At 55.5% G+C, this 23335-nt stretch carries 19 protein-coding genes; 4 read left to right on the top strand and 15 right to left on the bottom strand.

What is annotated here, in order from left to right; genetic code table 11:
• Positions 1-9: 9 nt before the first annotated feature.
• The 6 genes from H2508_RS04315 to H2508_RS04340 all read right to left on the bottom strand — a co-directional run bounded on the left by H2508_RS04315 (position 10) and on the right by H2508_RS04340 (position 8590).
• Positions 10-339, bottom strand: coding sequence for a Rieske (2Fe-2S) protein (locus H2508_RS04315; RefSeq protein WP_182169187.1), 330 nt, complete (start codon positions 337-339; stop codon positions 10-12).
• Between the two features lie 4 nt (positions 340-343).
• Entirely contained in the window at positions 344-1309 is a 966-nt protein-coding gene (meaB, locus tag H2508_RS04320; protein WP_182169189.1) for a methylmalonyl Co-A mutase-associated GTPase MeaB, read from the bottom strand.
• A gap of 16 nt (positions 1310-1325) precedes the next feature.
• Positions 1326-3485 (bottom strand): methylmalonyl-CoA mutase, encoded by a 2160-nt coding sequence (gene scpA / locus H2508_RS04325; protein WP_182169191.1) that lies wholly within the window; start codon positions 3483-3485, stop codon positions 1326-1328.
• Between the two features lie 81 nt (positions 3486-3566).
• Entirely contained in the window at positions 3567-3980 is a 414-nt protein-coding gene (gene mce / locus H2508_RS04330) for a methylmalonyl-CoA epimerase (RefSeq protein WP_182169193.1), read from the bottom strand.
• A 3-nt stretch (positions 3981-3983) separates the two neighbouring features.
• A complete protein-coding gene (locus H2508_RS04335; protein ID WP_182169195.1) occupies positions 3984-6803 on the bottom strand; it encodes an ATP-binding protein in 2820 nt (939 codons plus the stop codon).
• 53 nt (positions 6804-6856) lie between these two features.
• On the bottom strand, positions 6857-8590 hold the full coding sequence (locus H2508_RS04340; protein WP_182169197.1) for an acyl-CoA carboxylase subunit beta: 1734 nt from the start codon (positions 8588-8590) through the stop codon (positions 6857-6859).
• A gap of 312 nt (positions 8591-8902) precedes the next feature.
• On the opposite strand from H2508_RS04340, the gene pabB reads away from it, so the two are divergent.
• On the top strand, positions 8903-10291 hold the full coding sequence (pabB, locus tag H2508_RS04345) for an aminodeoxychorismate synthase component I (protein ID WP_182169199.1): 1389 nt from the start codon (positions 8903-8905) through the stop codon (positions 10289-10291).
• A gap of 1 nt (position 10292) precedes the next feature.
• On the opposite strand, the gene thrH is transcribed toward pabB, so the two are convergent.
• From thrH to H2508_RS04360, 3 genes are all read right to left on the bottom strand, one after another.
• Complete coding sequence (gene thrH, locus H2508_RS04350; protein WP_182169201.1) at positions 10293-10910, bottom strand: bifunctional phosphoserine phosphatase/homoserine phosphotransferase ThrH; 618 nt, start codon at positions 10908-10910, stop codon at positions 10293-10295.
• A gap of 80 nt (positions 10911-10990) precedes the next feature.
• Positions 10991-11965 carry an HTH-type transcriptional regulator CysB gene (gene cysB, locus H2508_RS04355; RefSeq protein ID WP_182169211.1) on the bottom strand — a complete coding sequence of 325 codons (975 nt, stop codon included), beginning with the start codon at positions 11963-11965 and terminating at the stop codon, positions 10991-10993.
• Positions 11966-12081: 116 nt separating this feature from the next.
• Positions 12082-12984 carry a 5'-nucleotidase gene (locus tag H2508_RS04360; protein ID WP_182169213.1) on the bottom strand — a complete coding sequence of 301 codons (903 nt, stop codon included), beginning with the start codon at positions 12982-12984 and terminating at the stop codon, positions 12082-12084.
• Positions 12985-13163: 179 nt separating this feature from the next.
• Here H2508_RS04360 and H2508_RS04365 point away from each other — a divergent pair, with 179 nt between their 5' ends.
• On the top strand, positions 13164-13496 hold the full coding sequence (locus H2508_RS04365) for a hypothetical protein (protein ID WP_182169215.1): 333 nt from the start codon (positions 13164-13166) through the stop codon (positions 13494-13496).
• Positions 13497-13503: 7 nt separating this feature from the next.
• On the opposite strand, the gene H2508_RS15225 is transcribed toward H2508_RS04365, so the two are convergent.
• The 4 genes from H2508_RS15225 to yajC all read right to left on the bottom strand — a co-directional run bounded on the left by H2508_RS15225 (position 13504) and on the right by yajC (position 18444).
• A complete protein-coding gene (locus H2508_RS15225) occupies positions 13504-15636 on the bottom strand; it encodes an acetyl-CoA hydrolase/transferase C-terminal domain-containing protein (protein ID WP_182169217.1) in 2133 nt (710 codons plus the stop codon).
• A gap of 45 nt (positions 15637-15681) precedes the next feature.
• Complete coding sequence (locus H2508_RS04375) at positions 15682-17025, bottom strand: alanine/glycine:cation symporter family protein (RefSeq protein WP_182169219.1); 1344 nt, start codon at positions 17023-17025, stop codon at positions 15682-15684.
• 91 nt (positions 17026-17116) lie between these two features.
• Complete coding sequence (locus H2508_RS04380) at positions 17117-18106, bottom strand: 1-aminocyclopropane-1-carboxylate deaminase/D-cysteine desulfhydrase (RefSeq protein ID WP_182169222.1); 990 nt, start codon at positions 18104-18106, stop codon at positions 17117-17119.
• Positions 18106-18444: a preprotein translocase subunit YajC gene (gene yajC / locus H2508_RS04385; RefSeq protein WP_182169224.1), complete on the bottom strand. Its 339-nt coding sequence runs from the start codon at positions 18442-18444 to the stop codon at positions 18106-18108. The genes H2508_RS04380 and yajC overlap by 1 nt, the downstream gene beginning before the upstream one ends.
• Positions 18445-18754: 310 nt before the next feature.
• On the opposite strand from yajC, the gene H2508_RS04390 reads away from it, so the two are divergent.
• Both H2508_RS04390 and H2508_RS04395 read left to right on the top strand, forming a co-directional pair.
• Positions 18755-20479 (top strand): class I adenylate-forming enzyme family protein, encoded by a 1725-nt coding sequence (locus H2508_RS04390; protein WP_182169226.1) that lies wholly within the window; start codon positions 18755-18757, stop codon positions 20477-20479.
• Positions 20480-21100: 621 nt separating this feature from the next.
• Positions 21101-21964, top strand: coding sequence for a TIGR03619 family F420-dependent LLM class oxidoreductase (locus H2508_RS04395; RefSeq protein ID WP_182169228.1), 864 nt, complete (start codon positions 21101-21103; stop codon positions 21962-21964).
• Between the two features lie 118 nt (positions 21965-22082).
• Here the strand turns inward: H2508_RS04395 and H2508_RS04400 are convergent, their stop codons facing one another.
• Together H2508_RS04400 and H2508_RS04405 are read right to left on the bottom strand one after the other, a co-directional pair.
• A complete protein-coding gene (locus tag H2508_RS04400) occupies positions 22083-22532 on the bottom strand; it encodes a nuclear transport factor 2 family protein (RefSeq protein WP_182169230.1) in 450 nt (149 codons plus the stop codon).
• Positions 22533-22563: 31 nt separating this feature from the next.
• Complete coding sequence (locus H2508_RS04405; RefSeq protein ID WP_182169232.1) at positions 22564-23334, bottom strand: hypothetical protein; 771 nt, start codon at positions 23332-23334, stop codon at positions 22564-22566.
• Position 23335 lies beyond the last annotated feature (1 nt).

A 23335-nucleotide genomic window follows, 5' to 3' on the forward strand; every position in this document is an offset into this window, starting at 1 on the left:
AGCGAGACATTAAAACTCGCTAGGCTCATCCAGCATCACACCCACCTCGTTACCCTCGTAAACTAACTCAAAGGTCCGCAGCCCGCGACAGGGCTCTTCTGTGGCGTGCAGCAAACGGCCATCATCAATGGCAAATTGATACTGGTGCAAGGCGCACTGAATGATGCCGTTGTCGATGCTGGCCGCATCTAAGGGATGGGCGCGATGGGGGCACTGCGCTTCAATTAAGTAACGCTCGCCCTTGCGCTGAATTAAGAGCAGCTGGAAATTATCAATTTTGAACTCACGAATATAGGCATCGTGCAAATTGATCAGCTTTTCCAGGGGATAGAAGCGCATGGCCTTAGCTAGACAATGCGCTCATGATTTTACGGGCCGCGATATAAGCGGTGGTGTTGCCCGCTGACACATCCTGCTCCAAGGCGGGGATCATTTCTCGCACTCGAACATTAGAGGTCAGCGTCATGTGCAACATTTCGTTGACTAGCTGATGCATCCACTCGCGGTTCTGCTTGGCACGTTTGCTCTCGAAGGCGCCCTGCTCCAGGGACTGGAAGTAGTAGTCCAGCACCATGCCCCAGATCTCGGCAATGTTATTGCCCTGCAAGGCTGAGCAAGTCATTACCCGCGGCGTCCAGAAGGAAGTGTGGCGCAGGAGGTTCATGGCATTGTTGTAATGCTGGCGGGCTTTCTTGGCCAGCACCACACTATCGCCATCGGCCTTGTTGATCACCAGCGCATCGGCTAGCTCCACGATACCTTTTTTGATGCCCTGCAGTTCATCACCGCCGCCGGGCAGCATCAACACCATGAAGAAGTCGACCATACCGGCGACCTGATACTCGGACTGACCGACGCCGACGGTTTCCACCAGAATCACATCGTAGCCGGCCGCTTCGCAGAGCAGCATGGTTTCGCGGGTTTTCTGCGCCACGCCGCCCAAGTTACCCTCGGAAGGCGAAGGCCGAATAAAGGCGTTCTCTTCCCGGGACAAATCTTCCATACGAGTTTTGTCACCGAGAATTGAACCGCCGGCAATCGGCGAACTCGGGTCAACCGCCAGCACAGCGACCTTCTTGCCCTCGGCAATCAGGTGCTGACCAAAGGCTTCAATGAAGGTCGATTTACCCACACCGGGCACGCCACTGATACCGATGCGGATACTCTTGCCACTGTGTGGCAGCACCCGCTCCAGAATCTCCTGAGCCTGCTCGCGATGGGAATCGAGCTTGCTCTCTACCAGAGTAATCGCCTTGGCCAGGGCCCGGCGATTACCGTCCAGTAGAGGCTGCAATTGAAAGTCAGTCATAGCGCTTAGCTCAGTCTCACTTCCCCGAGGCTTCGTTAATCGCATCGAGCACTTCGCGGGCACAAACCGGAATCGGCGTGCCGGGGCCGAAGATACACTTCACGCCCGCCTCATAGAGGTGGTCGTAGTCCTGACGAGGAATCACGCCGCCGGCGATGACCACGATGTCATCGGCACCCTGCTTGCGCAGTTCTTCTACCAGTGCTGGCACCAGGGTTTTGTGACCGGCAGCTAGAGAGGAAGCGCCGACCACGTGAACGTCGTTCTCAATGGCCTGACGGGCGACTTCTTCGGGGGTCGAGAACATCGGCGAGAGGTCGATATCAAAGCCCACGTCGGCAAAGGCGGTGGCTACTACTTTGGCCCCGCGGTCGTGACCGTCTTGGCCCATCTTGCAGACCAACATACGGGGGCGACGGCCGTGCTGTTCGATAAACTTGTCGATGTCCATGCTGATACCCTGCCAGTTATCGTCATCTTGGAAAGCGGAACCGTAAACGCCAGAGACTGTTTGTGCCTTGGCATTAAAGCGGCCGAACTCGCGCTCCATAGCAAAGGAAATCTCACCGATGGTAGCGCGACAGCGAGTAGCTTCCACGGCCAGTGCCAGCAGGTTGCCCTCACCGCTCACCGCAGTTTGGTAGATGGCTTCCAGTGCCGCTTCGACTTTAGCTTCGTCGCGGTTTTCACGCACATTGGCCAAACGCTTCAATTGCGCGCTGCGCACGGCATCGTTGTCGATGGCCAGGACTTCGACTTCGCTGGCATCGTCAGTCTGATATTTGTTGACGCCGACAATCACATCGTCGCCGCGGTCAATACGGGCTTGCTTGCGTGCGGCAGCTTCTTCGATGCGCAGCTTGGGCATACCCGTTTCGATGGCTTTCGCCATGCCGCCAGCCTGCTCAACTTCTTCGATCAGCTCCCAGGCTTTATCGGCGATATCCTGTGTCAGCTTCTCCATCATGTAAGAGCCGCCCCAAGGATCGACTACCTTAGTGATGCCGGTTTCTTCCTGGATAATCAGCTGGGTGTTACGGGCGATGCGCGCCGAGAACTCAGTGGGCAAGGCAATCGCTTCGTCCAGGGCGTTGGTGTGTAGTGACTGGGTGCCACCAAAGACTGCCGCCATCGCTTCGATGGTGGTGCGCACCACGTTGTTGTAGGGGTCCTGCTCGGTCAGCGACCAGCCTGAGGTCTGGCTGTGGGTACGCAGCATAGAGCTCTTGGGATTCTTGGGATTAAACTCCGACACAATCTTGGCCCAGAGCAGACGCGCAGCGCGCATCTTGGCGATTTCCATGTAGAAGTCCATGCCAACGCCCCAGAAGAAAGACAGGCGCGGCGCAAACTGGTCAATGTCCAGACCAGCTGCCAGAGCAGTACGGATGTACTCTTTACCGTCTGCCAGAGTGTAGGCCAGCTCCAGGGCAGCGTTAGCACCGGCTTCCTGGATGTGATAGCCAGAGATTGAAATGGTGTTAAAGCGCGGCATGTGATCCGAGCAATAGGCGATAATATCGCCGATGATCTTCATGCTCGGGGCCGGCGGGTAGATATAGGTGTTGCGCACCATAAACTCTTTCAGAATGTCGTTCTGAATGGTGCCAGCCAGTTGATCCTGCGACACGCCCTGCTCTTCTGCGGCGACGATGTAACCGGCCAAAATAGGCAGTACCGCGCCGTTCATGGTCATCGAGACCGAGACTTTATCTAAGGGAATCTCGTCGAAGAGGATCTTCATGTCCTCAACCGAGTCGATGGCCACACCGGCCTTACCCACGTCACCGCTCACCCGAGGATGGTCGGAGTCATAACCGCGGTGGGTAGCCAAGTCGAAAGCCACCGAGATGCCCTGACCACCAGCGGCCAGTGCCTTGCGATAGAACGCGTTGGACTCTTCTGCGGTGGAGAAGCCCGCGTACTGACGGATGGTCCAAGGGCGGCCGGCGTACATGGTGGCCTGGGGGCCACGCAGGTAAGGCGAGAGACCCGGCATGGTATCGGTGTACTCGAGATTCTCAGTATCCGCGGCGGTGTAAAGCGGCTTTACCGGGATGTCTTCCGCAGTTTGCCAAATCAAGTCATCGGGACTTTTGCCTTTCATCTGCTGTTCAGCGAGCTCGCGCCAAGCTTGTGGCGTGGCGGCTTGCTTGTCGTAAATTTTCTTGCTCATGGCTTACTCCAGAAAAATCGCGGTCTTGCCTATTGTATGTGGGAGGCCCGCCGAAGCGGGAGTGACGCACTAGGAGAGTTCCTAGTGCGCCTCATCAGCTGGCTGACTAATTTCGATCAGCACGCCGTCGCAGCTTTTAGGGTGAATAAAAATCACCTTGGAACCGTGTGCGCCGGGACTGGGGCTGTCAGACAAAAACTGATAGCCCTTCTCTTTCAAGCGCGCCACATCTTCTTCAATGTTGTCGCTGCGGAAGCAGAGGTGATGCAAACCGCCACCTTTCTTTTCCAGGTATTTGGCGATTGGCCCCTGCCCTTCTAAGGGGTGCACCAACTCAATCTGAGTCGGTGGCAGCGGGAAAAAAGCGGTCTTGGTCTGCGCCGGGATCACCTCTTCGGTGCCCTCAAAGGGTAAACCGAAGTCTTCCATAAAGCGCTTGATCGCCTTTTCTAAATCGGGCACCGCAATAGCGATGTGGTCCAATGCTGTAATCATGGCTTAATCCTTTGGCAGTTGCTGCAGGAAGCCGGCGGTGATCTTGCGGCGATTAGCGGCAATTTCTTCCGGGCTCTGCACGACAATTTTTTCGTCTGGGGTGATTTTGAACAGCACCTGACCTTTGCTGATAATCACCCCATCGTCCTCTACCAGTACTTCATCAATGGTACCGGAGAACGGCGCATAGACTTTGTTGAACATTTTCATTACTTCAACAATGTACAGTGGGTCGCCTGCTTCAAAGTGGTCGCCCTTGCGCACATAGAGATCGTGCTCTGGGGATTCGCGGCCGTAGAACATGCCACCGCTCGCAGCCAGAATTTCGTCAGACTTGGCTACCGGCGGTGGTACCAAGACTTTCGCCATGCGATCTTGCAGTTCTTTATCGAGCAATACCTCGGGGATATTAATGCTCAGATCAGGGTTCACGGTCAGGTCATAGTAAGCGGTCGACTCGGCGATGCTCGGCAGTACCGCCAAGATTTCGGTACCGGCCTGGAAGCCTTTGTGGGCCGAGCGCACTTGTGACCAGCTCGCATCGCTAAAGCCTGCTGGAGCTTTCTCAGTAGCCAGCAGGGACTGCAGGGCCAGCCAATCTTCGGCATCGACACGGTTGTTCAGCTCGGCGTAGAAATCCAGCGCGCGCTGTAGCAGGTCGTTGTCATGATCCCAGATCACACTGGAAGCGGCGGCGCCTTCCACATAATCCATGTTCAGGAAGTGGTAGGTGTCAGCCAGCAACTCGATGGGGTTTTCATTCCAGCTAATGCGACCATCGATCAAGGTGTAGCAGTCGCGGTTAATGCTGAGCCAGCCGCTGAGGATGTGGGGCTCGTCGAGCAAACGCGATACGGGGCGCAGCAGCAGGGTCTTTTTCAGCTCGTGGGCATCGGCCAGAGCTTTGGCCGCATCGTCGCTGTGATCCTGCAGGGCAGCTTTAGTGATTTCACGCCAGGCAAACTCCAAGTCCAAACCGTTGGCGTGCTCTTTCAACTGACCCACTGCGGTCAGATAAGGCACGATAAAGCCGGTGGTGGGACGGGCGTTGATGTTCTGACCAATAAACCAGTTGACCAAACCGTAGTGGAACTCGAGGTTGGTGGCCAAATCTTTACCGCGCATACGGGTGCGGCGAATGGTCTCAGCCAAACGCTGATAAGTATCGAGGCGGGTGTCACCGACGGTCAGCAGCAGTGCGATGTTGGAATCGTAAGCCCCGGCCAAGGTGTACTTCATGAAAGTGTTGGTATCGGGGTTGTGATGACTGATGCCCTGGTCGTCACGGATCTCGCCTTCGATGGCATCTGACCAGCGCTCGATCACACCACCAGCGCTAGGCTGCAGCGCTTGGTTGGTAGCGTTCAGACGCGCTTCGACACTGTCGTTGTGACGCAGGATGCGCTCTGGGCGCGGCAGTTTGTCGCCGTGGGCGGCCAGCAGCACCATGGCTTCTACCAGGGACTCCACCACAAAGCTTTCAGCGGGATTCTCTGGGTTACTAAAGCGCAGAGCATAGCAGAGCTCGGTGACCCGGTGCTCAACCTGAATACGGGTGTTCATTTCCATAAAGAAGTGCTTGTCGCGATCGACAATACACTCAAAAGTGGACACGGAGTCCAGACCTACCGCGGCACCAAAGCGCGCCGCTTCGTCTTCCATGGTCTGCAGTGTTTTGAGGTCCTGCTCTAGGACGCGCAACTCGGTCTCGTTGCCGCTGGCCTTGGCTTGCTCGATGGCAGTTTGCAAAGACTCCACGGTGACCGACACTTCCAGCAGCTTCTGTTCGTGCATCTGCAAGGAGCAGTCGCGACCACCCATGGTGATGCACCAGTCGCCGTTACCAATGACCTGAATCTCTTGGTGACGGGTGGTTTCGATGTTCAGCTCAACCAGTACGTTCTTGTTGTCACCAACACCGGTGGTTTTAACTTCGTTGAGAATCTCACGCACCAATTCAGGGGTGCGGTCCGCTTCACCAATACCCAAAATACGCTGGCCTTTACCGCCACCGCCGCTGATCGCTTTCAGGCGGACACGGTTTTGCGGGTACTCTTCCGCCATGCGCTTAACAGCTTCAGTCAAGGTCTCGCTGAGCTCATCCACAGTGTAAAGGTCGATGCCTTTCTCGTAAGACGCGGACAGTACGATGTCGGCTTTATCTTCGAGGCTGACTTCAGGATCATCGAGCTGGGCATCTTCTACGGCCAAGCCCTGCTCTGCACAGAGCTTTTTGAGGTCGGCAATTGTCGGGTGCTTTTTCAGCAGGGTCAGCGCGGTACCGTTGTCGATACCCGGGGTGACCGATACGCCAGACTTAAGAGCGGTACGCTTGGCTTCATCTTTCAGGCCAGCATCGTGCACGGTGCGCGAGCAAGGACCAATAAAGTTAAGGCCGGCGCGCTCCATGGCTGCCACCATGTTTTCGTCTTCGGCCATAAAGCCGTAGCCAGCGAAAATTGCGTTGTAGTCATTGTCCCGAGCGATGCTGATGATCTGCTCGATACGCTGATCGCGCTCTTCTTTGTTGGCACCGCTGTAGTCGGGTACCCGGTGTACGCGGTCGGGATTAGACAGTGTGCGCAGCTCAGGAGCCAGGGCATTCTGGTAGACAATGGAGTCTTTCTCGGACAACAAAATGCCAAAGTGCTCAATGTCCATTTCGGCGAAAACATCCATCGCCTCTTTGCGAATCGGGCCGCGGCAAATAATTAAGGGGCGTAAATCGCTGCAATCAAACTGCTTCACCCAAGGCTCTGAGCGCAGAGCAAGACGGCGATCGCGGTGTATCAGGGGGTTGCGCAAATAGTGTTCGTTAGACACGGTATTTCCTCTATTCGGTTACTGCTGTCGTCGGATCGGCCAGCTACAGTGGATTAATGGAACTCACGCTGTACAGAAGACAGCGGAGTCGGCTCGTAGTGGCGCAAACAGAAGTCCATGTGCTCGGCCAGCACTTGACGCAGGTCCGATGGCATCACGATTTGCGAGATCGAACCAAGGCTCAGAGCCTCGTTCGGGTTCATCAGCTCTCTTTCGTAGCGCTGACTTAAAAGTTGCTCTTCAGATTTGACCCAGTTGCCAACCAACTGCTCGGCCATCTTGCGGGCTTCATCCGCAGACAGACCGGCTTGCTCTTGGGCTTGGGCTTCGCGCTCAATCTTCTCGGGCACCGCAGCGCGAATTTTGCGCAGCTCATCTTTGTAGACATACTCCACGCCCGCTGGGCCCATCACCGCCACCCGGGTAGTGGGCAGGGCAACGACAAAGTCAGCACCGGTGGGGTAGTTGTTGTATGAGGCGTAAGCACCGCCGAAGGCGTTGCGTACCAGTACCAAGAAGCGCGGAGTGCGCAGATCGACAATCGCATCCAACATGGCGCGACCGGCTTGCACGATACCGCCCTCTTCCTGCTCGCGACCGGGCAAGAAGCCGGTGGTGTCTTCCAGGAAGATAATCGGAATATTGTAGAGGTTACAGAAACGGATAAAGCGCGCGTTTTTGTAAGCGGCAGAAATATCAATCTGACCAGAAGCCACCGCCGAGTTGTTAGCAACAAAACCGACCACGTTACCGCCCATACGGCCCAGCGCTGTAATGGTGTTGCGGGCGCGTTCCGCTTGGATTTCCAAGAAGTCACCGTGATCGCAGAGCTGTTGGATCAGGATGGTGATATCAATCGGCGTGTTAAAGCCGGTGGGCGAGTTAAAGGCCTTTTTCAGCAGGATATCGATATCCCAGGTCTTGCGGTTAACTGGGTCGGAGGATTGCTGACGCGGGGCCAGAGAAGCGTTGTTGCAAGGCAGGTACTTGAGCAGCTCTTGTACTTTACGCAGGGCTGCCACTTCGTTGGGCACACAGAAATCAGTTACGCCGCTCTGGCTGTGAACACCGGGGCCACCGAGCTCGTCTGGGGTCACATCTTCACCCAGTACAGACTTCACTACGCCGGGCCCAGTCAGACCAAAGAAGGTGTCGTTGGGCTGAATCAGGAAGCTGCCCTGACGGGGCAGATAAGAACCACCACCGGCGTTGAAACCAAACATACACATAATGCTGGGCACTACGCCGCTGATTTTACGCAGGGCAGTAAAGGCGTCGGCATAGCCGTCCAAGCCACCTACCCCAGCGGGAATGTAAGCACCGGCAGAGTCGTTCAAGCCCACCAGAGGGATGCGACGCTTAGCGGCCAGCTCAAAAAGGCGCGCCAGCTTTTTACCGTTGGTGGCATCCATGGAGCCAGCGCGTACGGTGAAGTCGTGACCGTAGATGGCGACATCGCGCCCGCCCACAGTAATCAGTGCAGTAACCAGCGAGGCGCCGTCTAAGTTGGGCCCCCAGTTCTGGAACAACACAGTCGGCTCATCATCAGCGAGGAAGCGAATGCGCTCCCATACCGTCATACGGTTTTTCTGATGCTGGCGCTGAATGCTTTTAATGCCGGCGGCACGGTAGGGGCGCTGCTGCAGCTCCCAACCTTTACGCAGGGTAGTTTCGTAGAGACCCGGTTCTGAGGCGACTTGCCCGGGAACCTTGAATTCCACTTCCTGCTGGCTAGCAAATGGATTGTCCAATGATGCGATGAGCTCTTGTGAAGTTTTTGCTGTCATAATCTCTCGTTTCCAGGTGTCCGCTTTGCCAAATAGGCATCACAGACAGGCCTTTCTCTGCTCCTCGAAGCGTGGGGGAATTGCGTGTCGAGACGGACAGGCTTAGGATGCAGACCTGTCCCAATGTGGGCGATAACAGTAATCCACCCAGCAAAGTGAGTCAATTTCCCCAAGTGACACGGAAATTGACATTCTGGACGCAATTCAAGTGTTTAAACCGCAATTCTACAGCAATTTGCGCAGTTTTTGCTGCATCGTACTACGCAAAGTAGCTGTAAAATCATCGATCCGCCAGCCTGGTACCCCAATCGCATGAGCTTAAGCCTGCATCTGGAAGAATTAGTCTATCAAGCCGATAGCTGTGAACTCTTTGAGCGCTTCGCAGACTTACCCGGCGCCGCTTTTCTGGACAGCTGCCAGGGCGCGCCCCGGGCCGGCCGCTACGACATCATTACGGCCCAACCCGCCAAGGACAGCCCCCAGCCCTTAAGCGCCCAAGCCAGCCCAGCACAGTGCCAAAACTACTTTGCCGAGCTGGGCCAGTTTCAGCGCGAGCGCTACGCCGGCATCAACAGCGCCGCCGACCTACCCTTTTGCGGCGGACTGCTGGGCTACTTGGGCTACGACAGCGGTATGGGATTGCAGGGCCTAGCCGCCAAAGAGGACGACGAGGCACACGGGCCTCCTCTGGCTTCACTGCAAGCCTACGATTGGTGCATCGTGCAAGATCATTTATTGCGCCGTGCGGTGCTGGTTTCTCTCCCCACACTAGCTGCCGCTGAGCGACAGGACTATTTAAGCCGTGCTCGAGCAGCCCGGACAACAACAGCCAGCAGTGACTTTGTGCTGAGCGAGCGCTTTAGCAGCAACCTAGAAGCCGCTGAATACCGCGAAGCCTTTGAGCGCATTCAAAGCTATATTCGTGCCGGCGACTGCTACCAAGTGAATTTAGCCCGGCGCTATAACGCCTCTTATCAGGGCGAGCCCTGGCAGGCCTACCGGCGCCTGCGCGCCGTGGCTGGAGCGCCCTTCTCGGCTTTTCTGGCCATGGCAGAAGATAGCGCCCTGATGAGTTTATCCCCCGAGCGTTTTATCGCCCTGCGCGGCTCAAGGGTTGAGACCCGCCCGATCAAGGGCACTCGGCCGCGCAATATGCAAGACCCGGCCGCCGACCGAGCACTAGCCGAGCAGCTGCAAAGCAGTAGTAAAGACCGCGCTGAAAACCTGATGATTGTCGACTTGCTGCGCAATGACCTTGGCCGCAGCTGTGTGCCGGGCAGCATTCGGGTCGAGCAACTCTTTGCGGTGGAAAGCTACCCCACAGTGCATCACTTAGTGAGCACGATTACGGGTGAGCTAGAGGCAGAGCGATCGGCACTGGACTTATTGCGGGACAGTTTTCCCGGCGGCTCGATTACCGGCGCTCCCAAAAGACGCGCAATGGAAATTATCGCCGAGTTAGAGCCCCACCGCCGACAGCATTACTGTGGCTCGGTGGCCTATATCAGTGCCGATGGCAGAATGGACAGCAATATCGCTATTCGCAGTTTGCTCTGTCATTCAGGGCAGGTGCTGTGCTGGGCCGGAGGCGGCATTGTCGCCGACTCCGACTGCACAGCAGAGTTTCAGGAAACTATCGACAAGGTTGGGCAGTTTCTCAATTGCTTAGAGCAGAGCCTCAAGCCTGTCGATAAACACTGACTTAGAGCGTCAGGGGACGGTCGCTGGCGTCGATAAAGGCCTGCTTCAGATCGGGGAAGTTGTGCACTGCGCGAAACTGAGGGAACTCAGCGATCACATTATCCGGCGCGTGGAACAGAATACCCACTTCCGCTTCAGCCAGCATAGTGGTGTCGTTGTAGGAGTCACCGGCGGCAATGACTCGGTAGTTCAAACTGTGCAAGGCTTGTACAGAAGCGCGCTTGGGATCTTTCTGGCGCAGCTTGTAATCCACCACACGGCCCTTCTCATCAGTAATCAGGCGATGGCAGAACAAAGTCGGCCAACCCAACTCTCGCATCAGAGGCTGGGAAAACTCATAGAAGGTGTCGGACAAAATAATCACTTGGAAGCGCTCGCGCAGCCAGTTGATAAAGTCCACCGCCCCGGGCAGCGGCGACAGGGTGGAAATCACCGCCTGAATATCATCGATGGTCAAGTTGTGCTGATCGAGCAGCGCAAGGCGCTGACGCATCAAGACATCGTAATCGGGGATATCGCGGGTGGTGGCCCGCAGTTCTTCAATACCGGTTTTTTCCGCAAATGCGATCCAGATTTCCGGGACCAAGACGCCCTCTAGATCAAGACAAGCCAGTTCCATGTGTGCTCCCAATACTCAGTTTTAGAAAGCGGCACAATCTACCGACAAGCGCGCCATAGAACAAGCGCCGCTGGTATCAATTAGAACACCGGCAGCTCCACATGTGAGAAGAGTTCCTCCAAATCGGCCTTACTGTTGCGAGAAAAGGCTTCGGAGACCACTTCGCGGGTCAGGTGCGGGGCAAAATCTTCAATAAAGTCGTACATAAAGCCGCGCAGGAAGGTGCCCTTGCGACAGCCGATCTTGGTCACACTGCCGGGGAAGAGTTTGCTGGCATCCAGTGCCACTAAGTCGCTGTCTGCGACTTCGTCGTAGGCCATGGCAGCGACAATGCCGATACCGAGACCCAAGCGCACATAGGTTTTAATGACGTCGGCATCCGCCGCGGTAAACACCACTTTGGGCACCAGGCCTTTTTCAACAAAGGCTTCGTCGAGTTTGGAGCGGCCGGTGAAGCCAAAGACATAGGTCACAATGGGATGCGCCGCGACATCTTCCAAAGTGAGCTCTGAGACCTGGGTTAAGGGGTGATCCTTGGGTACCAGAACACAGCGGTTCCAGCGGTAACAGGGCAGCATCACCAGATCAGAAAACAACTCCAAGGCTTCAGTGGCAATAGCGAAATCCACTGTGCCATCGGCAGCCATTTCTGAAATTTGCATCGGGGTGCCCTGATGCATGTGCAGTGAAACCTCGGGATAACGATCAATAAATGAGCGAATCGTATCGGGCAAGGCATAGCGCGCCTGGGTGTGGGTGGTAGCGATCGACAGGCTGCCCTTTTTCTCGTTAGAGAACTCCTGAGCAACTCGCTTGATGCTCTCAACTTTGCGCAGCACCTCCCCTGCCGCTTGCAAAATCACCTCGCCGGCTGGGGTTACATGAGTTAAGTGTTTACCGCTTCGGGAAAAGACTTCCACGCCCAACTCATCCTCCAGCAAACGAATCTGCTTACTGATGCCAGGCTGTGAGGTGAAAAGACTCTGCGCCGTGGCAGACACGTTCAAATCGTGATGCGCCACTTCCCAAATATAACGCAGTTGCTGCAACTTCATCCCTAAATTCCTCCAACAGGATCTAGCACTGGGCGCGTGTTTAGCCGCTCATCGGCGCCGCCCAGGCCAGCTAGGATAGTAGTCAATCTAGCGCCGCGCTGCCAGCAGACAAAGATTTAAGAGTTGGCCACACCGTGGGGCACATGGCCCGTGGCGATATGCGGACTGGCCGAAGCGCAGTGGCTTTGCTGATCGTCAAAGAACACATCGGCCTGATAGGCGCGCAAGAATTCCGTTTTATTCAAGCCACCGAGGAAGATCGATTCGTCGATACGAATATTCCAGGCCCGCAAGGTGCGAATTACCCGCTCGTGTGCCGGGGCTGAACGGGCAGTGACCAAGGCAGTGCGAATTGGCGCTTGGCTAGCGGGGAAGGCCTGTTGCAAACGCTGCAGTGCGGCCAAGAAAGGCTTGAAGGGACCGCCACTTAAAGGGTCCCGCGCCGCTGCTTGCTCGCTGGCGGCAAAGGCCTCTAAGCCTTCCGTTTTAAATACCCGCTCGGCTTCGTCAGAGAACAGCACCGCATCGCCATCAAAGGCAAAGCGCAATTGCTCGCCGTCACTGCGACCGCCCTTGCTGGAGACTAAAGTTGCCGCTGCGACGCCGCAGTCGAGTGCGTAGCGCACATCTTCCGCTTCGTTGGATAAAAACAACTGACAGCCAAAGGCGCGAATGTAGCGCCAGGGGCTTTCACCGCCGCAAAAGGCAGCGCGAGTGATGGGCAATTCATAGTGCTGTATCGAGTTAAAAACCCGCAGTCCGGTATCGGCACTGTTGCGGGACAAGAGCACCACCTCCACCTGCGCTTCATCACCGAGCAGCTCATTCAAGCGTAGCATTTTTTGCACCAGAGGGAATGCTTCACCCGGCTGCAGGGGCTCATCTTCACGTGCTATCTGATAGGCAGAGAAAGCTTCCAAGCCCTCCTGCTCAAAGACGCTATGGCTATCATCTAAATTAAACAGCGCGCGGGAAGAAATCGCGATGACCAGTTTGTTGTCGGCAGTATTGTCATTCATGGCTAAAGGATAGCGCCGAGGCCTCAGCAAGGCTAGCGCTTAGTTGCAGTGGCGCGGAGCTGGGCAAATATGATGGGCTAGCTGGCCACAATCTGACTGTTATTTTGCGCAACTTTGGACTAATGTTTTTTTAAGGCAGAGAGTGATGAGAGTGACGAGCTTGAGCTAAGAGGAGTCACATGAACCCCAAAATTTTTATCGGACGCTTCCCTGAGATTGCTGACTTAGATCAAGCCGAACAAGCCAGACTATTGGAAGAAGCTCGCTATGAGGCCTTTGTTGGTCTCAAGCTCGCTAAAGATGCCACCCTCTATTTGCTGCTTTGTGTGTTCTTGGCTTTTACCCTGTCGGTGATACCGCCCCTACTGCTCGGCTTTAGCATCAGCTTACAACTGATCTGCTTAGTGATCGGCTTTGGCCTGTCTTTCACGCTTTATCAAAGGCTGTACCGGGGCCTGCTAGCGCAGGGTTTAGCCAAAGTGCTCGCCCAGCGCAAACAGTCCGAGGCCTGACAAGGACTTACTCATGCAGCGCGCTGCGCTGCAGCTGCTTGGCCACCAACTTGGCCATGATTCGATCGCGCCAGCTGCTGGGCTGATCCAATTCTAAACGCACCAAGAATGGTTTCACCTCGGCGGCCGGCGCTGGCTCGCGCCAAGCAGACCACAGTAAGCTGAGCGCTGAGCGCCAATGGCCCATGTTGGATTCTAGAACTCTCAGGGTCTCGACTAAGCGCTGCTCCTCAGGCGTTAAATCTGAGCCGAAAGGATAATCCGGCAGTAGGCCCTGCTGATAAAAAGGCGCTAAAATTTCAGCCAAGCGCTGGGGGGTATTATTGCGGTAGGCCTCGGGAATTTCATAGCCCGGCTCAACACTGCCACTGTCTAATGCCGCCTTGAGCAGTTGGTCCTGAAAGCGAGAATCGGCCACACACAATAATCGTTTAACGACTTCGGCGTTACTTTGCCCGCGCAAGTCAGCAATGCCGTACTCAGTGACAATCACATCCCGCAGATGACGAGGAATGGTGGTGTGACCATAGTTGGGCAAAATATTCGATTTCAGTGCTTTGCCTTGGCCCCGGGTGGCGCGGATGCAAAGAATGGAGCGCGCATCGGGCATGTCGTGGGCCATAGAGACAAAATTATACTGCCCTCCTACGCCACTAATCACGGTGCCATCTTCTAGGGCATCCGAGGCCACGGAACCATCGAGGCTGACAATCATGCCGGTATTGATAAAGCGCGCCCGGCGCCGCTGGGCGCTGTAGAGCGGCACGTTCTCTAGCAGCTGGTTGGTGCGCTCCACACCGGTCATACAGATTTGCTCAGCCTCTGCCTCAGGCATGTTGCGCAAGTATTCATAGAAGGCCTTAGGCCCTAAGAAGAAACCGCCGTGTAGTAGGCAGCCATGGCGCAGGCTTTGACCCTGAGTCGCAGCCAATAAGGCCTTCCGGGTTTCTGGCTCATCCATATCGTTGCTCAGCGGCTGCCCAGCCAACAGCAATTCACCGGCTTGATTTAGACTGAGCTGCTCGCTGAAAATGCCCCAGTATTGCAGCTCGGTTAATGCGCTCTGATCCAGCTGACGCGGCAACAGCCCCTGCTCGCGACAGTAGTTCAGCATGCGCTCATCAATGGCTTCGCTGATCAGGCCTTCATTCAAGCCCTGCTGTAGTTGTAATTGGTCGTAGACCTTGCGCGTAATCACGCCCGCTTTGATCAGCTCCAACATGCCGTTGACGAACATCTCGGTGGAGACGTAGAGCCCTAGATCAAAGTCGTCGTAGTGCTGCTCGATCGCCACTGGTGGGGTATCAATTGCTTTAAGCATACTGCGGTATGCCGCATTGTTGTGATGGCGCAGGATGCAAGCTTGGGCCACGGCGTCGCCGAGAGCTCCGATACCGATTTGCAGCGTGCCGCCATCGACCACCAAGGTGCTGGCATGCAGGGCCGCGGCATAATCCGCCTGGGGGATGGGCACGTTGGGCACACTGAATAAACGCTGATTATATTGCGGCGAATCGAGCAGCAGATCGAAGAACTCAGGCTTTACTGCCGCGTCATGGCCCATAAAGGGCAGCTCGGGGTGCAGCTGGGCCAAAAACATCACCGGGTGCTCAGCATCCTTTAACAGCTCCGCCATGCGCAAAGTCAGGTCGGGGTTACAGGAGAGGCTCAACTCGCCCTCGCGCCCGGCAACAAGCTGGGCAATGACATTCACCCCTTGGCCGACCAAATCACGGGCGGCGTGGGTGTAATTACTGGAAATATAATTGCGCTGGGCGACTGGCACGCCCTTTAGGGCACCGGCGCGAAAATAAAACTCGCTGACCTGAATGTTGGCTGGCAGTTTTCCTGCGCGCAGTGGCGCCATGTAAGCCAGCTCTTCGTAGTCCTCAAATATCCGCTCCAGAATGGGACCCACCAGTGGGCCGGCAACACCCTTGGGCCTGGGTGGTCGCTCCAAAGACAGCGCCGTTAAAATATGTAGGCTGATACTAGGGTCGCTGGCAGCGCGCTCGTAGAAAGCATTGATCAAGGCCACGGGCTTGCCCAAGCCAAGGGGCGCCGCCAATACTATTTGTTTGCCGACGCGAGCAATAGTGCGCTCAACACAGTCTGCTACTGAGGCCATGATTTCTGACACTGTATTCCTCCCTGAACCCGCTGCGATAGAGATGGCCCGTGACTCTTAAGTCTCGGCAGCTTTATCCTGATCCTTAAAATAAGCTTTGCTGATCCTAAAGACCAGCGGCGACAAGAGCAGTAAAGCGATCAGGTTAGGGATCGCCATAAAGGCATTGAGGGTATCGGCGATCAGCCAGACCAGCTCCAAATTCATTACCGTGCCAATGGGGATCACGACCACCCAGGCCAAACGAAAAGGCAAGATGCCCCGGGTGCCAAATAAGAAAACCACGCAGCGCTCGCCATAAAATGACCAGCCAATCATGGTGGTAAAGGCAAAGAGGCAGAGCCCCAGGCTGACGATGTATTCACCACCGGGAAAAGCATTGGCAAAGGCCATGGACGTCAGTGCCGCGCCATTTTCGCCGCTGGGCAAGACGTCCATGATCACAATCACCAAACCGGTCATGGTGCATACCACTAGGGTGTCAATAAAGGTGCCTAGCATGGCGATCATGCCCTGCTGCACTGGCTCATTGGTGCGCGCCGCGGCGTGGGCAATCGGCGCACTACCTAAGCCCGCCTCGTTGGAAAAGATGCCCCGGGCCACCCCAAAGCGCAGGGCCGCCCAGACCGTCGCACCGGCAAAACCACCGGCCGCAGCGCTGCCATTTAAGGCGCTATCAAAAATCACCCCAAAGGCGCGGGGAATTTCCTCGACGTGACTCAGCAGTACCACCAGAGACATCAGAATGTAGGCAATGGCCATAATGGGCACCAGCCAGCTCGCCACATTGGCGATGCGGCGAATACCGCCCAGAATCACCGAGCCCACCAGTAGCATCAGCACTAGGCCAGTAGCCAATGGCGGCACTGAGAAGGTCTCGTTGAGCACTTGAGAGACCGAGTTAGACTGCACCGTGTTGGCGATGCCAAAGCCCGCCAAGCTACCAAAAATCGCAAAGGCAAAGCCCAGCCAGTGCCAGCGCTTGTGCAGGCCGTTGCGGATGTAATACATCGGGCCGCCACTGTAGTTGCCGCGCTCATCCTGCTCACGAAACTTAACCGCGCAGACCGCCTCTGAATATTTGGTCGCAGTGCCTACTAGGGCGGTCACCCACATCCACAGCAGCGCGCCGGGGCCACCTAAAGCCAGCGCCGTTGCCACGCCGGCGATATTACCGGTGCCGATGGTGGCGGAGAGCGAGGTCATCAGTGCTGAGAAAGGAGAAATATCGCCAGCACCCTGCCCTTCACCACCGCGAGATAAAAGCTTAATGGCCTTGGGCAACTTGCGAATGGTGAGAAAGCCTAAGCCAATACTGAGGTAGAGGCCGGTACCCAGGAGTAGTACCAGCATCACCGGCCCCCAGGCCCAGCTATTAATGCTTCCAATCAGCTCAGTCATTATTATGTCCTTACTGTGCTTTTAAATGCGATACCAGCTTATCTGCTGATTGTGCTGCTCTCTCAATCATGTATTTGCGCTTGCAGCCCGATCAGAAGCAGTCCTGACGCTGGGCCATTAGACCGAAGATGCCGCCGGTGTGGACAAAGACAATATCCTGACAATCTGCAAAGCGCCCTTGGGCAAGCTCCTGCAACATGCCATAGAAGGCCTTGCCGGTATAAACCGGATCCAGCACTAAGCCTTCTAAGCGCGCCAATTGCCGGATCAAGTCAAAGATCTCAGGCCCTGCCTTGCCGTAGCCCTCGCCGACATAGCCATCTAAGACCCGAGGCTTTAAGGTCACTTGCGGTACCCCGGGATAGCGCTGTGCCCAGTCGCTGGCGTCCTGGTGGATTTTGTTGTCAAAGTAAGCGGCGTCATCGCAGACGTTCACGCCCCACACGCTAGCTGGCAATTGGTGCAGCTCTGCACCTAGAGCGAGGCCCGCCTGGGTGCCACCAGAACCGCTGGCGGTGACGATGTGCGCAGCTGTTATGCCCGCCTCGGTGAAGTCACTGGCCAACTCTTGCGCAGCGGCGATATAACCCCACACGCCGATACCATCACTACCACCGGTAGGAATGATCAGCGCCTTGCGGCCCTGCTCGGCGTAAGAGCGCTGCCGTGCTGCTAACAAGGCATTGAGATTCGGCAGGTACTCCGCGGCCGGAATACATTCGATATGAGCGCCGGCGAGCTGGTCGAGAAAGTAGTTGCCATCACTCTCATCTGGGCGTTCGCCACGCAATAGCAAATGCGCGGACAGTCCCGCTTGCGCGGCAACTAGCGCCGTGGCGCGACAGTGGTTACTTTGAATCCCGCCGCAGGTGATCAGGGTATCGCAGCCCTCATCTTGAGCGTGGGCCAAGAGGAATTCGAGTTTGCGCACTTTGTTGCCGCTGAGCAGGCAGCCGCTTAAGTCATCGCGCTTGACCCACAGGCGCTGGCCTTGCCCCCACTTCTCGGTGGCTCGAGGCAGGAACTGTAAGGGAGTTGGCAGGCGGGCCAAGTCGACCCGCCGAGGATATTGCAGTGCCATTAGCCGATGGACTTCAGAGTCCCTTTGGGCAGGACAGCATGCACGTGAGCCCGCTGGAACTTCATCTCGACCTTGTCAGACACGCTCAGCACCAGGTAGTTGTCATCCAAGGCAGTGATTTTGCCGAGAATACCGGAGGTAGTGACCACCTCATCACCCTTGGCCAGGGCCGCCACCATCTGGCTGTGCTCTTTCTGGCGCTTACGCTGGGGGCGAATGGCAATAAAATAGAACAGTACAAATAGACCGACCAAAAACAGGATCTGGAACATTTCTCCGCCCTGAGGTGCCGCGGCGCCCTCTGCTTGGGCATGTGCACTGGCAACAAACAGACTCATACTAACTTCCTTGCTGTGGATAAAAGCCCTTAGCCGGGCTCGAGATTAACTGCCCAAGCTATTGATTTACCTAGGGGCAAGGCAGTAGCTTTGACAGTGAATTAGCGCGCTAATGTACAGGGTTTGACGGTGCCTGCCAACAGACTAGAGAGCAGCTTAAAGCAGCTTAAAGCGCCCAATTTGCCCCTAAAGGCCTGTTCCCCGACGGCAGGCACTTGTATCATGGGGGGTCTCAAGCAGGGTCAGCAGGCAGCATCTCCAGCACTGAGATCTGCCCCAGCACCGGATTAGCCTAACAAAGGGAGTCGACATGACCACAGAGTTTAACGATCTAATTGCCAGTATGGGGCAAGCGAGCCAACAGCTCACTGGGCCCGGTGCGCCATGGGAATTAGAGCAACGCCAAATCAACGGCGTTGACCTGCGTTGTTATAAGAAGGCACCGAGCACCTTGCGCGATGCCATCAACCGGGGCCGTGAACACGGCGATAAAATCGCCGTGGCCTACGAGGACGAGCGCTACAGCTTCGATCAGTTCTTCGAGGGCGCTGATCGCTTGGCTCAGCACTTGCTCAGCAAGCACGGTGTTAAAAAGGGTGACCGAGTTGCCATTGCCATGCGCAACTACCCCGAGTGGATGATGAGCTTTGTCGGCATCCTATCCATTGGCGCCATCGTGGTACCCTTAAACAGCTGGGGCCGCGGTGAAGAACTCAGCTATGCCATTAGCGACTCCGGCGCCAACCTTGTGATCTGTGACCAAGAGCGACTCGACCACCTGCGCGATCGCCTCGAAGGCCTGAACTGCAAAGCCATTGTAGTGCGTAGCGATGACACTGAAGGCGAGCAGGTCGAGCCCTGGTCACTGAGCCAGCAGCAATCCCCCTGCAATTACGATGACATCGACATCAGCCCCGGCGACTTGGCTATTGTGATGTACACCTCTGGCACCACGGGCAAGCCAAAAGGCGCCGCCTCGACCCACTTCGCCGTGAGCCAGGCCCTGTACAACATGGATTACATGGCAGCGATGTCAGCCATGTGTAACATGCCGACAGTAGAAAAAATGATGGGCAGCGGCTTCGAGCCCTGCACCCTTCTAGCGGTTCCCCTATTCCACGTATCAGGCTGCTACGCGGTATTTTTGTCCAACCTGATCGGCGGTCGCAAAACAGCCATCATGTACAAGTGGAACGCAGAACAAGCGCTGGAGATCATCGAGCGCGAGCGAATCACTATCTTTACCGGTGTGCCGACCATGAACTTGGCCCTGCTCGACTCGCCCAAGTTTGATGAAACCGACACCAGCAGCCTGTTCTCCCTTGGCATCGGTGGTACCGCTGGACCGCCACACCTAAAAGATGCCATCTACTCACGCCTGCCCCACGCCTACCCCGGCACCGGCTACGGCATGACCGAAACCAATGCTGTGGGTTCAAGCGCTCAGGGCGCCGCCTACCGCCTGCGCTCGGGCTCTGCAGGCACGATTTCGCCAATTGTAGATATCAAGACAGTGGATGAAAACGGTCAGGACCTGCCGCGCGGCAGCACTGGCGAGATCTACGTGAAAAGCCCGACCAATGTGCAGCAGTACTGGAACTTACCTGAAGCCACCGCAGAAACCTTTATTGACGGTTGGGTAGCCACTGGCGATGTGGGCTATGTCGACGAAGACAACTTCCTCTACGTAGTCGACCGCATCAAAGACATGGTCATCCGCGGCGGCGAAAACGTCTATCCCATTGAGGTAGAAGGTATTTTGCTGAGCCACCCCGCGGTACTTGAAGCCACGGTATTTGGTGTGCCGCACGAGACCTTGGGTGAAGAAGTCGTGGCCAGCGTTTACTTAAACGACAGCAACACCACCGCAGAAGAGCTGCGCAAGTTCCTCAGCGAACACCTGGCGGCCTTCAAGGTACCGGCACACATCCAAATCAGCTGCGATGAGCTACCCAAAAATGCCACCGGTAAGGTTTTGAAGAAGTCAGTCAAAGAGCACTACTTGGAAAACTTAGACGCGACCGAGCAAGCCTAAAATGACGAAGGCCCGCACAGCGGGCTGGGCATTAGCTATCTCTGCTTTAGAGATTGCTTAGCAGCTTGAGCGAACAGAAGGAGGCCCCGCGTCAGCCATGATGTGGGGCCTTTTTTATGTGAATAAGCTAGTCGAACAGCATGGCTGTTTTGACGACGCTCAAGCCCCGCAGCCCGCCGACCTTCTGGATTAATGTAGAGGGCTATTTTATTAGCCATCGGCCAAGCTCGGCTTACATTTGATCATCATGCTCCCATAGCTGATTCAAGCGCAGCGATTCGTTCGAAATCCTGTAAAGACCGGCTTCGCCAATTGTTTTGGCGCTCAGTCGCCAAAGAAGGTTCCCGATTTTAGTGATGTGCTAGGTCAGCGAAGCAGAGTTAGGCATTGCAGTGCCAGGTCATGCTAAAGAGGCTCTAGAATCCAGGAGTTCTGGCCAGGAAGTTATTTGCACTCGCAACCCTTGCACAATGCAAGTACTATCGCTCGCGCATAACAAGGGTCACATAAAGTCTTCAGATGCTTTTGAGGCGGCTTGCTTTGAGATGGCGCCATCTAAGCAGATAGCGGCGTATTAGAGGCCTTTAACTTCACACTATTCAACAGGTATGAGGAGCGGATATGAAATTTTGGCAGGTAGTTAGCTGGTGTGAAACAGAACATCTGGTGGAAGTTGCAAAACATGCAGAACAGCTGGGCTTTGAGGGAATCATTCTAGCTGAGCACATCTATTACCCGAAACAAACCCAGTCACACTACTTTTATTCCCCAGATGGCCGCTCCCCACAAAATGCTGATATGGAGTTTCCTGATCCACTTATCAGTTTTGCCGCCATTGCATCGCAAACTACTAGGCTGAAAATGATGACTGGTATTTATGTGCTGCCTCTGCGCCATCCAATTGAGGCGGCAAAGAACATGGCTACTTTAGCAAAATTAAGCAGCAATCGATTCATGCTTGGCTTTGGCGCGGGATGGCTGAAAGAAGAGTTTGATCAATTCGGTATTGAGTTTTCTAAACGCGGCTCAAGAATGGACGAAATGCTTGAAGTCATGACCCAGCTCTGGAGCGGTCAGCCTCTTACATTCGCTGGCGAGCACTTTAGCATGCAAGATATTCAAATCCGCCCGTACCCAAGCAAAGCTATCCCCCTTATTGGCGGCGGCCATTCAAAAGCCGCAATAAAACGAGCGGTCGAAAAATGCGACGGGTGGTACGGTCCGGGAAATACTGTTGACGAGCTAAAAGACATTGTCCCAGCGCTAAAGCGCGCCAGAACTGAGGCCAAGCGGCCGCTAGAAGGCTATGAAATCATTGCTCCACTGAGTGAAGAATTAACTGCAGATAAATGTGAAATTCTGCAGCAACTCGGTGTGAGTGCGACAGTTTCATACCCCTTTCTATTTGGCATCGGCCCAGACTCAAGTCTCGATGAGAAGAAGGACTACATGAGCAAGTTTGCCGAGTCTTTTATCAAAAAATGAGGTCTTAGGGGCGGCAAACACAGAGCGCATAATAGGATAGCTCGAGTCCGCCCTGCAGCTCTGCTCTTTGCTTGGCCCGCTGCCAGCGCGGGCCTTAGATTACCTTCACTGCGAGTTCTTAAATGCCCATAAAGTCGGGCACATTAAACTTCCAGCTTTTCTCTTCTACCCGACGGCTGATGCGCCAGCCTTCTGGGGTGCGGCGGTACTCATCGACATACCACAGGCCCAGCATGAAGGTTTCTGTGCCGCCCTCGGGTAAGGCGAGTTCCATGGGGTTAAAACACATGACGCGTCCGTGGCCGACATCGCCATCTACGGTGATTTGTACGTTGGCGTTCAAGTGTTGGGAATTGGGGAATATGTCATCGGCTACGGCTTTTTTAAGGTAGGCGATAATTTCTTCTCGGTTGCCGACATCGCCACCGTAAACGCTGTAATCAATATGCGCGTCTTCAGTAAAGACATTGCGCAAATCATCAAAGTTCTTGGTATCGATCAGGTGGGCGTAGTAGAAGCATAGATCTTGCAGCTCCCAACGGTCCGACATTTCCTGTTGGCTTAACACGCTGTTCTCCTTATTTTAAGTAATTCTGGACTCAAAAATCGAGGGGCAAGCTGAGGTGCTCTCGATAGATAAAATCGCGGTGAGCGAGTAGTCGCTCAGTGATGTGTTCGCGCAATTGGTAGTGGTCGCTAGAGTAGCCGCTGCGCATAAACTCAGGCATGGGGTTATCGGCTGGGGGCAGAGGACAAATCATCCCGGCAAAATTAGCCCAATAGATATCGACCGCAGAGAGGGAGTCGGCGACAAAGTAGGTTGAACCGCGCGCCTCCTGCTCCGCTAAGGTGTTATCTAGAAGCGCACAGATATCCGCTAAGCCTTGCGCTGAGGCTTCAGTAGCCTCCTCGCTCCAGCCGTATTTGGCGGCAAGACGGGCGATCATTTCCGGCGGATCATCACTGCGCATACCCGGCGCCAAGAGCTGCAAGCGACGCAACCAACCAAAACCGTTGACGCCAGCTATCAGTGCCGACAGCCCTAGCACCTGCGTGCGCAGCTTGAGATCAGCAGGTAGCAGTGCCGGCGCTGCTGGCGCCATCGCCTCCAGCGTCAACAGCAGATCCAGCCAATGGCTGATTGCTGCAGCATGGGGCGGCACCAATACAGGGGCTGAAGTTTGACCAGTCCACTCGAGTAGTTCTTCATTGCTACCGCCGGTCTGCTGAGCGACCGGCAGGTAGTCTAAGCCTTTATAGCTCAGCAAACCTTTGGCTGCTTCGCCCCAAGGCCCTGGCACACCGGTACTGAGTACCAATCGCAAGGCTTCAGGACGGGCCTTGGCCTCGGCTATGCTGAGATAGTCCATG

The sequence above is a fragment of the Sediminihaliea albiluteola genome (genome assembly GCF_014077625.1).
Classification (GTDB): Bacteria; Pseudomonadota; Gammaproteobacteria; order Pseudomonadales; family Halieaceae; genus Sediminihaliea; species Sediminihaliea albiluteola.